This is a genomic window from Litorivivens sp., assembly GCF_041625495.1.
GTDB lineage: Bacteria > Pseudomonadota > Gammaproteobacteria > Pseudomonadales > Spongiibacteraceae > Litorivivens.
Window position 1 is genome coordinate 1 of record NZ_JBFJTH010000099.1, and the last position, 13,991, is coordinate 13,991.

Annotated in this window: 16 protein-coding genes and 1 pseudogene; 9 read left to right on the forward strand and 8 right to left on the reverse strand. The window is 56.6% G+C overall.

The features are described from left to right. The coding region (locus ABYP39_RS12095; RefSeq protein WP_372782752.1) for a hypothetical protein at positions 1-875 on the reverse strand (875 nt) is incomplete at its 3' end. 39 nt (positions 876-914) lie between these two features. Beyond that, the gene (coaBC, locus tag ABYP39_RS12100; RefSeq protein WP_372782754.1) at positions 915-2,111 is read right to left on the reverse strand and encodes a bifunctional phosphopantothenoylcysteine decarboxylase/phosphopantothenate--cysteine ligase CoaBC; all 1,197 of its coding nucleotides are present in this window, start codon (positions 2,109-2,111) and stop codon (positions 915-917) included. Positions 2,112-2,213: 102 nt separating this feature from the next. Between coaBC and radC the strand changes: the two genes are divergently transcribed. The 3 genes from radC to rpmG all read left to right on the forward strand — a co-directional run bounded on the left by radC (position 2,214) and on the right by rpmG (position 3,557). Continuing rightward, a complete protein-coding gene (gene radC, locus ABYP39_RS12105; RefSeq protein WP_372782756.1) occupies positions 2,214-2,888 on the forward strand; it encodes a DNA repair protein RadC in 675 nt (224 codons plus the stop codon). Between the two features lie 250 nt (positions 2,889-3,138). Beyond that, positions 3,139-3,375 (forward strand): 50S ribosomal protein L28, encoded by a 237-nt coding sequence (gene rpmB / locus ABYP39_RS12110; RefSeq protein WP_372748257.1) that lies wholly within the window; start codon positions 3,139-3,141, stop codon positions 3,373-3,375. Between the two features lie 11 nt (positions 3,376-3,386). Next, positions 3,387-3,557, forward strand: a complete 171-nt coding sequence (gene rpmG / locus ABYP39_RS12115) for a 50S ribosomal protein L33 (protein ID WP_372748258.1) — start codon at positions 3,387-3,389, stop codon at positions 3,555-3,557. Positions 3,558-3,620: 63 nt separating this feature from the next. Here the strand turns inward: rpmG and ABYP39_RS12120 are convergent, their stop codons facing one another. Further along, entirely contained in the window at positions 3,621-4,073 is a 453-nt protein-coding gene (locus tag ABYP39_RS12120; RefSeq protein ID WP_372748259.1) for an SRPBCC family protein, read from the reverse strand. 85 nt (positions 4,074-4,158) lie between these two features. Here ABYP39_RS12120 and ABYP39_RS12125 point away from each other — a divergent pair, with 85 nt between their 5' ends. Genes ABYP39_RS12125 through ABYP39_RS12135 form a run of 3 tightly spaced genes read left to right on the forward strand, consistent with a single transcriptional unit; the run spans position 4,159 to position 6,681 of the window. Further along, positions 4,159-5,055 (forward strand): alpha/beta fold hydrolase, encoded by an 897-nt coding sequence (locus ABYP39_RS12125; RefSeq protein ID WP_372748260.1) that lies wholly within the window; start codon positions 4,159-4,161, stop codon positions 5,053-5,055. Positions 5,056-5,074: 19 nt separating this feature from the next. Continuing rightward, a complete protein-coding gene (locus ABYP39_RS12130; RefSeq protein ID WP_372782760.1) occupies positions 5,075-6,229 on the forward strand; it encodes an iron-containing alcohol dehydrogenase in 1,155 nt (384 codons plus the stop codon). Positions 6,230-6,237: 8 nt separating this feature from the next. Continuing rightward, entirely contained in the window at positions 6,238-6,681 is a 444-nt protein-coding gene (locus ABYP39_RS12135) for an acyl-CoA thioesterase (protein WP_372758545.1), read from the forward strand. On the opposite strand, the gene ABYP39_RS12140 is transcribed toward ABYP39_RS12135, so the two are convergent. From ABYP39_RS12140 to truC, 3 genes are all read right to left on the reverse strand, one after another. Further along, on the reverse strand, positions 6,654-7,535 hold the full coding sequence (locus ABYP39_RS12140) for an alpha/beta hydrolase fold domain-containing protein (RefSeq protein WP_372748638.1): 882 nt from the start codon (positions 7,533-7,535) through the stop codon (positions 6,654-6,656). The two genes, ABYP39_RS12135 and ABYP39_RS12140, sit on opposite strands and share 28 nt — an antisense overlap. 48 nt (positions 7,536-7,583) lie before the next feature. Next, entirely contained in the window at positions 7,584-8,423 is an 840-nt protein-coding gene (locus tag ABYP39_RS12145; RefSeq protein ID WP_372782758.1) for an acyl-CoA thioesterase, read from the reverse strand. 172 nt (positions 8,424-8,595) lie between these two features. Next, the gene (truC, locus tag ABYP39_RS12150) at positions 8,596-9,342 is read right to left on the reverse strand and encodes a tRNA pseudouridine(65) synthase TruC (protein ID WP_372748640.1); all 747 of its coding nucleotides are present in this window, start codon (positions 9,340-9,342) and stop codon (positions 8,596-8,598) included. Between the two features lie 116 nt (positions 9,343-9,458). Between truC and ABYP39_RS12155 the strand changes: the two genes are divergently transcribed. Further along, on the forward strand, positions 9,459-10,118 hold the full coding sequence (locus tag ABYP39_RS12155) for a glutathione S-transferase family protein (RefSeq protein ID WP_372748641.1): 660 nt from the start codon (positions 9,459-9,461) through the stop codon (positions 10,116-10,118). Positions 10,119-10,192: 74 nt separating this feature from the next. Here ABYP39_RS12155 and ABYP39_RS12160 read toward each other — a convergent pair whose 3' ends face one another. Together ABYP39_RS12160 and ABYP39_RS12165 are read right to left on the reverse strand one after the other, a co-directional pair. Then, positions 10,193-12,127 carry a flavin-containing monooxygenase gene (locus ABYP39_RS12160; protein ID WP_372758544.1) on the reverse strand — a complete coding sequence of 645 codons (1,935 nt, stop codon included), beginning with the start codon at positions 12,125-12,127 and terminating at the stop codon, positions 10,193-10,195. Positions 12,128-12,242: 115 nt separating this feature from the next. Beyond that, positions 12,243-12,431: a hypothetical protein gene (locus tag ABYP39_RS12165; protein ID WP_372748643.1), complete on the reverse strand. Its 189-nt coding sequence runs from the start codon at positions 12,429-12,431 to the stop codon at positions 12,243-12,245. A gap of 91 nt (positions 12,432-12,522) precedes the next feature. Here ABYP39_RS12165 and ABYP39_RS12170 point away from each other — a divergent pair, with 91 nt between their 5' ends. Further along, a complete protein-coding gene (locus ABYP39_RS12170) occupies positions 12,523-13,779 on the forward strand; it encodes a dicarboxylate/amino acid:cation symporter (protein WP_372748644.1) in 1,257 nt (418 codons plus the stop codon). Then, a pseudogene (locus tag ABYP39_RS12175) lies at positions 13,776-13,991 on the forward strand (NUDIX hydrolase); the annotation flags it as partial. The gene ABYP39_RS12170 and the pseudogene ABYP39_RS12175, both read left to right, overlap by 4 nt.

The following is a 13,991-nucleotide window of genomic DNA, read 5'->3' on the forward strand; positions in this document are numbered from 1 at the left end:
CGCCGCGTGCGCAACCGGAGCAACGACAGCAACAATTCTACTACTGCCGCGAATGCCGCAATCAAAGCGACAACATAAAGCCAGAGATTGCGGTTAATCCATGCCTGGTAAGCCAGCTTGCCCATCGTTAGTTCGACCGACCACAACGGCCGACCAAGAACTACCTGCGCGGTCGCCGGACTAGGCTCCAATGCACCTCGCCGGGTCAGCGTGCGCCAGCCACTGGAAAACCGGTATTTCAATTCCAGCAACACCGGCTGCTGACTGGCAATACGCGCCAGTGCCTGTCCCAATACGGCATCCGGGTAACTGGCCAGCAAGACCATGTCGCCACTGACTGGCGTGACAACCGACAGCAACCAGTGCTTGTCGTCACGATAAACATCGATCACTGATGCCTGCAGCTCCAGGCTGCGACGGATCATGTCCCGCTCAATGTGCCTCAAGGGGTCCAGCGCTCTGTTGTCATCGTCCGCTATACCCAGCTCCGTAACGGGTATCAAGCGTCGAGTGCTGGCACGTGGCAGCGCATCATCGGGCAGGACAACAGCCCCGTCGGCCGCCAGCTTCACCGCCAGATTTTCAACTTCTGCACTAAGGTTACTGAGATGGCGATCCATAAGCAGCGCTGCACGCTCTGCTTCCATCGTCAGATGGGCAATCGCTTGGGCATGATGAAAACGCTCGCTGATGTAGGTAAGCCCAATGACCAGAAAACCAGCCACCAGCGGCAGCAGTATGGCCTTGGTTGCCGCCAGACGCAGCAGATCGCCACGACGCACCTGAAACAGAGAACGCAGACCCGAAAACTTCCTGCCAGTGCGCAGCTTGGTGGCATTGAAGTCAAAATCGTCAAACCGATGGCGCCTGTTCATTGGGCTCCCTGCGAAGTCATTCCCCGACGGACCAAAACGTCAGCTCGCCATGCAGTGGGCGAGGCGGTCAATCAACGTCGTCGCGAGTTGCTGTTTACCCATCCGCGGCAGCGCCTGCTCGAGCCCCGCAGCCAGCAGCACCACCTCATTCTGGTCGCTGTTAAACCCGATGCCTGCATCTGACACATCGTTGGCAATGATGGCATCGAGATTTTTGCGCTCCAGCTTACCGCGTGCGTAGCTGATCACATCCTGTGTTTCTGCGGCAAAACCCACTGTAAACGGGCGCTTCTCCGCGCCGGCTACTGCACTAATGATGTCCGGGTTGCGCACCAGTTCGATCTGCATGGTTTCAGCATTCTTTTTAATTTTCTGCTCAACAGCCTGCGCCGGTCGATAATCGGCTACCGCAGCGCAGCCAATAAAAAGATCGGTGCGCGCGACGCGCTGCATGACAGCATCATACATTTCTTGCGCGCAGGAAACGTCGACGCGTTCCACGCCTTCCGGACAGGGTAACGCAACCGGGCCACTGACCAACACCACGCTGGCGCCGGCATCGCAGGCAGCACGCGCCAGCGCATAACCCATCTTGCCCGACGAGTGATTGCTGATGTAGCGCACCGGGTCAATCGCTTCACGAGTCGGGCCCGCGGTGATCAAAACCCGCTTGCCGTCAAGCGCGCGCCCCTGAAATTGCGCTTCCGCCAGATCCGCCAGTTCAGTAGGCTCCAGCATGCGACCCAAACCAACGTCACCACAGGCCTGCTCGCCGGCCGCCGGCCCCAACACCGTGACACCCCGCTGGCGCAGAACATCCATATTGGCGAGGGTTGCAGCATCTGCCCACATAGCCTGGTTCATGGCTGGCGCCACGGCTTTTTTCGCCTGACAGGCAAGCCACAGGGTAGACAGCAGATCATCGGCCTGGCCTTGGGCCAGCTTGGCAAGAAAATCCGCCGACGCTGGCGCCACCAGCAGCAAATCGGCCCACCGCGCCAGCTCGATATGCCCCATTGCCGCCTCGGCCTCTGAATCCAGCAATGAGGTATGCACCGGATTTCCCGACAACGCCTGCAGGGTCAGCGGGGTAATAAATTCCTGGGCTGCAGCGGTCATCACCACATGTACTTGGGCGCCGCGCTCCTTGAGGCGGCGTACCAGCTCAGCGGCTTTGTAGGCAGCGATCCCCCCGGTAATTCCCAGCACGATGTGGCGGTTATTCAAGCGTGACATATTGCGGTGTGCGCCCTGTTGGTTTGATAATAGCTAAGCAGCCGTCATTATTGCAGTTTTTCATTCGTTACTCACTACCGGCGGCTCACCAGGGAGGGTGATATGGCCATAACGGACTGGCCTGCTTCAGAACGTCCACGCGAGCGACTGCTTACTCACGGCCCGCAAAGCCTGTCTGACGCGGAATTGCTGGCCATCTTTCTGCGCACGGGTGTGCCTGGCAAATCGGCCGTCGACCTGGCACGAGAACTCCTTCACCAGTTTGGCAGCCTCAGCGCCTTATTGGGCGCCAATCGCAAAGTCTTTTGCCAATCGCCCGGCTTGGGCGATGCCAAATTCGCCCAACTCCAAGCCATACTGGAAATGGCCAGACGTCATTTCGCTGAAAACCTTCAGCGCGATACGGTGCTCACCAGCGCTGCCGCCACCCGCCAGTTTCTCCAGGCCCAACTGCGCGGCGAAGCCAGGGAAGTATTTGCGGCGCTGTATCTGGATAACCAGCATCGATTGCTGGCATACGAGCCGCTTTTCTACGGCACTATCAACGGCGCCACGGTGTATCCAAGGGAAGTGGTCAAGCGCGCCCTGGACGTCAACGCGGCAGCACTCATCGTAGCCCACAACCACCCATCGGGTCTGGCCGAACCAAGCCGCGCCGATATCGCTATCACGGCGCGTCTGAAGCAGGCTCTGGAAATGGTGGATATCCGCCTTCTCGACCATTGCATCGTTGCCGGGTCGGCGGTGGTATCACTGGCGGAGCGGGGTGAACTCTGAGGGTGCCGCAGACGCCGCACCCGCAAACAGCGCCCGCCCATTATCATTCTCAAACTTCAAATTCCTTGCGGCGCAGCGCCCCTTCTGGTATAAAGTCGCGCTCCGTTTCGGCCGCTGCATTTTCTCAGCCACTGTATCGGGCCAGAATTTGGGCGATTCGCCCTGGCGAACGCCGAAAAATCTAGTTGAATTAGTCCTTTATGACGACCAGCCCTTTGTGAAAAGGGTCTGAAAGACGAGCGAGAGTATCATGTCCAGAGTGTGTCAGGTTACTGGTAAGCGTCCCGTAACCGGAAACAATGTATCCCACGCCAAAAACCGCACCAAGCGTCGTTTTTTGCCGAACCTGCACAGACATCGCTTCTGGCTGGAAAGCGAAAAGCGCTTTGTGACCCTGCGAGTATCGAGCAAAGGTATGCGCATCATCGACAAGAAGGGCATCGACGCTGTTGTTAGCGATCTGCGTGCCCGCGGCGAAAAGGTATAAGGTAGAACATCATGGCCAAGAAAGGTGTAACCGAAAAAATTCGTCTGGTGTCCTCTGCTGGCACCGGTCACTTCTATACCACGTACAAGAACAAGCGTAACTCGCCTGACAAGTTCGAGTTCAAGAAGTACGATCCGGTTGTTCGCAAGCACGTGATCTACAAGGAAGCCAAGATCAAGTAATTGATCGGCAACCTGACGCATCGCGAAAGCCCGGCGCTGCCCGGGCTTTTTTGTGTGCGCGTGCTACGCGTTTGACGACGCCCGCCGCTCCGCCTCATCAGCGATGCCTTGGCTCATACGGCGAAAACCGTCGCGCAGGAAGTGCCCGAGCAACAACCCCACCACCGGTGCAAACCAGCCACTGAGCTCAAAACTGGAGAGATACCGGGTGCGCCCGTCCGCCAGCGCTTCAATGCGGTGTGATCGATAACTCTTCATGGCTCCCAACGGCGCTGGCTTTATGCCGTAACTCAACAACACCCCCGGCTCATGCTCAAAGATGTATTCTCTCTGCGCTTGCGCCACAAAAGGCAGAACCCGCACACGCATGTCTATTGGGTCACCAACTTTCAGCGTGGAACGACAGGTCTCCACAAACGTATTCCAACGCGGATAGGCCTCAAGATCCGTGAGAACTTCCCACACCTGCGCGGCCGAAGCCTCAATTTCGTGACTATATCGAATGGTAATTGGCATTATTTCCCGACCTGGCAAGAGCAGAGCTGTGCAATGGACGGCAATTTTGCCATAGTTGGCCACAACTTTTGAGAACTTCGGACACATGCAGAGTAACGGAACCAATATCAGCGGCATCGACCAGTGGCTGGAAGCAGGCACCTTTTTTGCCGTCGACGGCCACAAGCTCTTTTACCGGGACAGCGGCCCGAGCGACAAGCCCGTGGTCTTGCTTATCCACGGCTTCCCCACCAGCAGTTGGGACTGGTACAAACTGTGGCCCTTACTGGAAGAACACTACCGCCTCATCGCGCTGGATATGCTTGGCTTTGGCTTCAGCGACAAACCGCGCGACCACACCTACAGCATTCACCAGCAGGCGGACATCGTCGAGGACCTGATCTGCGCACTGGAGATTGATCGCTTTCACGTACTGGCCCATGACTATGGTGATACGGTTGCCCAGGAACTGCTCTACCGACAAAACACCGGCAAGGGCAAGGGGCACTGGCTCTCCGTCTGCCTGCTCAACGGCGGTCTGTTTCCAGAGACCCACCGCGCCCGCCTGATACAGAAATTACTGGAAGGTCCACTCGGCGCTTACATTTCCCGACTATTCGGCAAAAAACAGTTTGAGCGCAGCTTTACCGCCATCTTTGGTACAGCAAGCCGACCCAGCCAGACAGAACTTAACGCTTTTTGGGAATTGATATGCCGCCAACACGGCAATCAGATTCTTCACAAGCTGATTCACTACATGGCTGATCGCCGCAAAAACCGGGAACGCTGGCTGCTTGCGCTGCGCGATAGCTGCGTACCGGTGATGCTGATCAACGGCAACGCCGACCCGGTATCTGGCTCGCATATGGTCGCGCGCTACCGGGAACTGGTCCGACCCAACGACACGATTGTCGACCTGCCGGAGATTGGCCACTACCCACAGGTTGAAACACCCAGCGCCGTGGCCTCTGCCTACCACAGTTTTGTGCAGGAGCAATCGTAAACATCTACGAAGGGATGCAATCATGAACTTCCAGTTTGAAACCTGCCGCCGGATTGTTTTTGAAAACGGGGGCAGCCGCCAACTTCCCGAGCTCTGCCAGGCCTTGGCCCGAAAACACTTGCTGCTCGTTACCGATCCGGGCCTGAAAGCCACCGGTATCGTGGAACGCATCCAGCAACTCCTTGAGCAGGGCGGCCTTGCGGTCAGCCTGTACAGCGACGTTCAGGCCGATCCACCGGAAGCCGTGGTGCTCGCTGCCGCTGCGTTTGCTCGCGAACACGGCATCGATGGCGTGATCGGTCTCGGTGGAGGCAGCTCCATGGATGTAGCCAAACTCATTGCGGTGCTCGCCTACTCGAACCAATCACTGACGCAAATGTACGGTATTGGCAATGTGCAGGGCGAGCGCCTGCCACTGATCCAAATACCCACCACCGCCGGCACCGGCTCGGAAGTCACTCCGATTGCCATCGTCACCACCGGCGAAACCACGAAGATGGGGGTAGTCTCGCCTCAACTACTGCCAGACATCGCCTTGCTCGACCCGGAGCTAACTCTCGGCCTGCCACCAGCGGTAACCGCCGCCACCGGGATAGACGCCATGGTGCACGCCATAGAGGCCTACACCTCCAAACTGAAGAAAAACCCATACTCCGATATGCTGGCCAGACAGGCGCTGACTCTAATGGCCGCCAACCTGCCCATCGCCATCAATGAAGGCAACAACATTGAAGCCCGTAGCAACATGCTGCTCGGCGCCTGCCTTGCCGGTCAGGCCTTTGCCAACGCACCAGTGGCCGCTGTACATGCACTGGCCTATCCACTGGGCGGGCACTACCACATACCGCACGGTTTAAGTAACTCGCTAGTGCTGCCGGCCGTTCTGGAATTTAACGCCAGCGTCGCCGCAAACCACTACGCCGAACTCCTGCCCTGCCTGCAGCCAGGGGTGCAGATTTTGTCACCGCACACCGCCTGTGATCAGTTCATTGCCGCCATGCGCAAGTTAGTCGCCCAAGCGCCGCTGCCGCAAACCCTGAAAGAGGCCGGCGTACCGGAAAGCGACCTACCGATGCTGGCGAGCGATGCCATGCTGCAACAGAGGTTACTGGTAAATAATCCGCGGGAAGTCAGCGAGGCTGACGCACTGACCATCTATCGATCGGCATTTTAGGGAATACCATGACACCCAAGGATCGCGCCTACTACAAACGCTTCTACCCCATCACCACCCGCTGGATGGACAACGACATCTACGGGCACGTGAACAACGTTACCTACTATTCCTATTTTGATAGCGCAGCCAATCGCTTTCTCATTGAAGAGTGCGGCCTGGACATACACAGTGGTGACATTATTGGGTTCGTGGTGTCATCAGGCTGCGAGTACTACACGCCGGTTGCATATCCGCAGCAACTGGAAGCCGGACTGGCAATTGAAAAGCTGGGTAACAGCTCGGTGCGCTACAACATCGGAATTTTCAAGGCCGGAGAAGATTACGCTGCTGCGAGCGGTCACTTTACCCATGTTTTTGTCACCCGGGCACAGCAGAAGTCGGTACGCATACCCGACGTCATGCGCGCAGCCATGGCCAACATTCAGTGCAACGACTCCGGCGAACGCTGAAGAAATCGCATACTCGCGTCAATCGCTGACCCGCTGAGAGCAAAGGCCGTAAAGTGCCCCCTCAATCGGAGCAGGTATAGTTCTGCCGGAACACCTTGTTGCCGAAGCGCCGCATAGAAATCGGTCGCGTGATCGTCGGCAACCAGCAAATCAGCCGCTCCGTGGTAGATAAAGAATGGCGGCGCATTGTCGTGAACGTGAACAACCGGTGACGCCTGAGCAAAGGCCTCGGGCATCTGTTCTATCGTCCCACCCAAAAACTGCGGCACCAGCCGACCGCCTGTAAATTTGCGCAGATCAGATGGCGTTCCCCCTGCCACCACCGCGTAGGGACGAGTAACAGCGCCACCGTAAGGAACATCCAGATCGCTTGCGGTGCCTGCCACCAAGCCCAACAAACTCACCAGATGGGCTCCGGCGGAATAGCCCAATGCCGCCACCCGCGACCGATCAATCGCGAATTCATCCGCGCGCTGGTGAATCCAGTGCATGGCCTGCTGCAGATCGTGGAGCTGCGCCGGAAAACGATACTGCGGCGCAAACCGGTAGGCGATATTTACCGCGACGAAGCCGTTGGTCGCAAGGCGCTCGCTAATACCCGCCATATCCTCGGGAGAGCGCCCTTCCCAGCCTCCACCGTGTACTACCAGTACCGCCGGGAACGGCCCTGCGCCCAGAGGTCGATAGACATCTGCCAGCAAGGGCTCCGGCCAGCGGTCTGGGCTATAACGCAGTCCGCGCACTACCTGATAGTCAGTTTGCTGCAGCTCGACCTCGGCAGCCCCCGGCGGCACCCCTTTATGGGACGCACAGGCTGACAGGAAGAGTAAGGCGGGTAAAATGAGCAAACGCACGATGAGGAAATCTCCGAACTTAAAGCGCCTTATACGTGCGGAGTGGGCCTACCGGTTTTTCAGCCGCAGCAAGCCCTCCTGAGTCACCGCCGCCACCAGTTCACCCGAGCGATTATAGATACGTCCGCGACACCAGGCCCGCCCATTGGCTGCCACATCGCTGTGCGTTTCGTAGAGCAGCCAGTCATCCACCCGAAAAGGTCGGTAAAACCAGAGCGCGTGGTCGAGTGAGATGGTTGCCAGTTCCGGGTTAAGAAAGGAAACGGCGTGCGGGTTCAGCGCTGTGATCAGAATCGGATTATCCGACGCATAGGCCAACAACTGCTGATGTGTTGCCAGATCGTCGCCGATGATATCCGTCGCCTTGAACCAGCTGTAGGACACCGCCTCACTGGGCTGCAGATTATCCAGGTCTTGCGGATTAACTTTCCTGAACTCAATGGGCCAGTTGCCCTCACGATTCGGGAAGTATTTCTTCAAGCGCTCGTCGTCGCTGACCAGCGCTTCGGGCGGCGGCACATCAGGCATCGTACACGCGTGCTCGAACCCCTCTTCCGCCACCTGGTAGGACAGCATTGCACTAAAAATGGCCTTGCCATATTGCCGGGCGACCACCCGCCGGGTGACAAAGCTGCGACCGTCGCGAATCGGGTCCACTTCGTACACCACCTGCCGGCTCGGGTCGCCCATGCGCAAGAAATAAGCATGCATGGAGTGTAGCGTGAATGTTTCAGACACAGTGCGTCCAGCAGCGCTTAAAGCCTGCGCTAGCACCTGCCCGCCGTATATGCGACCACCACTGTTATGGGCCGCTCGGCCGGTGTACAGATTGGTATCAATCTCTTCAAGCTGGTTACAGACCAGCAATTCGGCTAACGCTTTATGCACGTGTGGACTCCTGAAATACAGCAGGCTTTCTACCACCCGCCGTCGCAATTTACCACCGCCGAAAACGCCCAACGAATCTGCACCCACGCTGATACATACTGCATTGCAATTAGCGCAGAGCACACCCTGAACAGAGCAGCCTTGCGCTAGATGCCCACAGTAGCAACCACTGCTATGGCGGCGTGCCCCCGGACAAATATTTGCCCCAGCCGAAACCTTCGCACAGCCGGATAAAATCCTCACCCGGGTGAGCAGATAGCCTCACTTCATCCGCACTTAGCGGATGCTGGAAACGCATTTCGACGCACGCCAGCAATAATCGATGGCAGTGGTATTGCGTCTGAAAAAAGCGATTGTGTACACCCTTTCCATGCTTGGCATCACCAATAACAGGGTGCGCGATATGTTTCATATGCCGCCGGATCTGGTGTTTGCGGCCGGTTTTGGGAATCGCTTCAACCAGTGAATAGCGCGTCTGCGGATAGCGCTCGACGCGCACCGGCAACTCAACCCTCGCCAGACAACGAAAGTGTGTCAGCGCAGGCTGGGGTGGCTTGTCCTGACGGGCCCGGCTATCCGTCATTTTGTCCAGCTCCTCCTTCAAAGGGTGATCAATCGCGCCATTGTCAGGCGCAAAACCACGAACCACAGCCAGGTAGCGCTTATAGACGCCTTGTTCGGCAAACTGCGTCGAGACGGCGCGAGCCATTTCAGGTGACAGTGCAAATAACAAAACCCCGGACGTGGGCTTGTCGAGTCGATGCACCGGATAAACCTTTTGTCCGATCTGATCCCTGACCAGCTGCAGCGCGAACCGGGTTTCGCGGCGATCAATGGCACTGCGATGCACCAGCAGGCCGCTGGGCTTGTTGATCGCAACAAAGTGATCGTCACGATAGAGAATATCCAAGACAGACAAAGGCAGGCACCGGCAAAAACAGGCATTATACCTGCGGAGGCCTTGTGCATTCATGCACTCGACGCCGCGCGAAAATGGCGCTAGCTTGTTGAACCACACAACAGAGGATTTTCACGATGAGCACACTCACCCTCTACGGCGCTCACATTTCTCCTTATGTGCGCAAAGTTCGTGCAGCCCTGGCATACAAGGGGCTCGACTACGAACACGTTTTTGTTGTTCCGGTTGGTGACGATCAGCCAGAAGAGTTCAAGGCCAACAGTCCGCTGGGCAAAATACCGCTGCTGCGCATTGGGGATCGCTACCTGAGTGATTCATCCGTTATATGCGCCTGGCTGGAGCGGGAATATCCCGACAGGCCGCTATTGCCAACCGACAACTTTGAAGCAGCGCGTGCGCTGTGGTTTGAAGAATACGCCGGCAGCGTTATGACGACGGCCATGGGTGGGCACCTGTTTGCCGAAGTGGTGCTCGCCCGCCTGGTATTTAAACGCGACCCGATACAGGCGGATATCGACAAAGCCATCAACCAGGAAATACCGGCGATATTTGACTACCTCGAATCAGAGATAGCCGGCGATTATCTTCTGGCGTCCGGTTTTTCTCTAGCCGACATTGCCGTGGGCGCAATCAGTGTAGCCATGCTGCACAGCAGCCATGCCTGCGATGCTGCGCGATGGCCCAAAACCGCTGCCTACCTTGGCCGCATTCAAAACCATGAGATCTTTGCTTCACTGATCGCCGAAGAACGAGCAATGCTGGCCAGTTTTGGTTGACACCGGAAATCGGTCTGACCGCGTAAGTTTCTACGCTACGTGGTCGCCTGACTGATTCGGCCTGATCGCAGCGTTCACGTGAACGCATAGTCGTCGGGGTTAATTGCCTTAGTCCACTCCCAGAAATCACGCAGACGCCAGGGAGACAGCACGGTAACTTTGCCAGCCTCATTCTGATACCAGCTATGCTTCACCGTCGGGTGCGACCAGACCATATTCGATAACTCATTTTGCAACTTCAACTGATAATCTCGATGCACCGTGTGTTTTACCTCAAGCGCTTTCGCGCCTTCTTGCAGCAGGGTTTTGATTCCAGACAGGGCGTAGCGCACTTCACACTCTGAATTGAATATCAGGCTGCCGCCAAAGGCGAGGTTGGTACCCGGACCATAGAGACAGAACAGGTTGGGGAAGTTTGGCACAGTGATACCCAAGTAGGCCTCAGGCTCGTCACCCCACTGCTCACGAAGTGTCATCCCGCCGCGACCGACAATCTCCATCGGCCAGAGAAATCGGTTAGCGTGAAAACCCGTGGCATAAACAATAATATCTGCCTCAAACAGCTCACCATGAGCGTCGACAATACCCGCCTCAGTGATCTCGCGAATGCCTTCGGTTCGCAGTTCAACATGAGGTTTAGTCAGCGCAGTCAGCCAGCTGCCGTTATCCTGCAGCGTACGCTTGGCCAGCGGCACATAGTCTGGAATCACTTTATCCAGCAATGCCTCATCATCACCCACCTGCTGTTTCATCCAGTCGGTAAACACCTCGCGCACCATCTCGTTCATTTCATTGATAGAGCGTTCCTGGTGGGGCCAGTCTGGATCAATTTTCAGGCTCGGCAACAGACCGTCGCAGGCGGGCCAGAACAACAGGAAGCGGTACCAGCGTGAATAGAATGGCAGTTTTTTCATACACCACTGGGCACCGCTTTCTACCTTGCGGTGATAGTCGACGTTGGGAAACATCCACGGCGCAGAACGCTGATACACCTTCAGCTCGGCGACCTTATCAGCAATGGCAGGCACCAGCTGAAAAGCACTGGCTCCCGTACCGATAACAGCGACCCGTTTGCCGGCGTAATCCACATCACTACGCCATTGGGCCGAGTGCATGGCGATCCCCTTGAACCGATCTCGTCCTTCTATATCAGGCAATTTGGGTCGGTTTAGCTGACCTACCGCACTAATGAGTGCGTTGCTCGTGTGCGTTTGTTTCTGACCATCGGCATCACGACAGGTCACCTGCCACTGGCTATTTGCTTCATCGTAGGCCGCGCTCACCACTTCGCTGTTAAAACGAAAGTGCTCGCGAATACCAAACCGATCCAGGCAATCTTCAAAATACTGCTGCAACTCTGGCTGCTGGGCAAAGTATTCGCTCCAATTGTGATTGGGTGCGAATGAGTAACAGTAAAAATGATTGCCAACATCCACCCGGCAGCCGGGATAACGGTTCTCATACCAGGTGCCGCCCACCCCCGCGTTTTTCTCAATCACGGTGAACGACAGGCCAGCCTCCTTCAAGCGAATGGCAGACAGTACTCCGGACATACCACCGCCGATGACGGTGACATGAAAACCTGATCGCTGCTCCACCGGAATGGCGTCCCAGTCTAGTTGCCGCGCATCGCCATCGAGCTCCATTTCCTCGAGCATCATGGGTACGTAGTCCATGGGCACTTCTTCAGCCACCAGGAAACTCATCATTCGGCGAATGGTTTCGTGATCACTGAGCTGAACAGGCTTACATCCGCCATCGCGGTAGCGTTTGATCACCTCGAGCGCCTGGGCACGCACTGCGGCCTTGTCCTCGTCCGACATGTAACCCTGCACTTCGTTGAGGTAAACCCCGAGCGGCCTGATTGCACCATCCAGCAAGGCGGTGTCACCACTCATATGAATCATGGAGAGCATCAATGTGGGAATAGAGGCGTCGGTCAGAGCCTCGGCGATAAACGCGTCATCTTCAGTAATGGGCTCCAATGCCGGAGCCAGCGCCTGGGTCATGGTGTCATCCGTTATCTGCTTACTATTACCTTGAGCATACGGAGGCTAGATACCCAGCGAAATTACAGCTGTGTTATTTTGGCCGGCGGGAGCCCCACCGGCGGCTTCGCGCCAGTTACGCGCCAGGGTTACCCCGGTCGCGGGGCCAGTCTGAAAACGCGAGAAAAAACAGAAAGCCAATATTCACCAGCGGAATAAGTAGCAACAACGACAGCCAACCGGAATAGCCTGCTTTCTCGCAGATTTTCCAGAACGGGACTACGATCAGTAATAGGGTCAGCAAAATACCCAGATTTATTTCCATTAAACTCTCCCTGACTTGAGCGATGGGATCAGTGGCGCGAGAAGGCCTCGCGCGTTAAAGTGCAGTGTCGGGCCATATTGTTGAAAATTCTATGAAAAAAGTCGCGCTTCACTGGCAAATTGCCATCGCCATTATACTCGCCGTTATTGTTGCCAGCCTCACAGGTCGTGAGGCCGGGCTGGGCGATCTAACGTTTTACGCCATTTACGCCTTCCTGGGCACCCTTTTTCTCAATGCGCTGAAGATGATTATTGTGCCGCTGGTCACCGCCTCCATCATTAGCGGTATCGCCAATATCGGCAACAACGAGGGCCTGGGGAAACTGGGCGGCAAAACCATCGCGTTTTATTTAACCAGTAGCCTGCTGGCGATTCTGGTGGGCCTCGCCGCGGTAAATATTTTGCAGCCTGGGGTTGGCTCCAATCTCGCCGATGGTCTTAGCGGCGACCAGTCAGTGTCAGACGTACTTTCCAAAGTTGAGGGTAAAAGCACCGCAGACATCGTGGATGTTTTCATTCGCATGGTTCCCCCCAACATCATTGCGGCAGCGGCTGACGGGCAAATGCTTGGCCTGATTTTCTTCAGCCTCCTGTTCGGGTACTTCCTGGCGCAAAGCCGTTCACCGCAGACCGACACGGTGCGCGATTTCTTTAATGGCCTGATGGACATCATGACCCTGATCACTCTCTGGGTAATGAAGTTCGCGCCCCTCGGAGTTTTCGGTCTGGTCGCAAAAACGGTGGCCGATACCGGTTTTGCCAGCTTCAAACCGGTGCTGGTGTTTTTCTTCACCGTGGCAATCGCCTTGGCCATTCACGCGTTTATCACCATGCCCCTGTTACTGAAGTATATTGGCCGAATCAACCCCACCAAACACTATCAGGCCATGTCACCGGCAATGCTGACAGCGTTTTCCACGGCCTCCAGCTCCGCCACCCTGCCCTTGACCATGGAATGCATGGAGGAGGCCGGTGTTTCCCAGCGAGTTCGCGGTTTTGTCCTGCCACTGGGGGCCACTGTGAACATGGATGGCACCGCCCTCTACGAATGCGTAGCCGCCATTTTTATTGCACAGGCCTTTGGTATTGAGCTGAGCTTTGTCCAGCAATTTACCATCGTGGTGGTCGCCCTCCTCACCTCGATTGGCGTCGCCGGTATACCGGCCGCGAGCCTGGTAGCCATTTCCATCATATTGGGGGTCATCGGACTACCACTGGAGGGTATCGGCTTGCTGATGATTACCGATCGGGTATTGGACATGATGCGCACTGCCGTCAACGTATTCAGCGACACCTGCGCCACCGTGATTATTGCCCGCAGTGAAGGCGAAAAAACCAAACTGGTATGAACTACTGTCCGGAATGCGGCATAGCACTCACCGCCCAAAGTTATCAAGGGCGCGGCGAAGTTCTGCTGTGCCCCGCCGGACACGCATGCTATCCGCCCGGCCCGAAAATTCTGGTAGCGGCCTTTGTCAATTGCGGTGAAAAATTGCTCTGGATGAAGCGCGGCAACCCGCCCCGGGCAGGACACTGGGCGATTCCTGCCGGCTTTATGGAA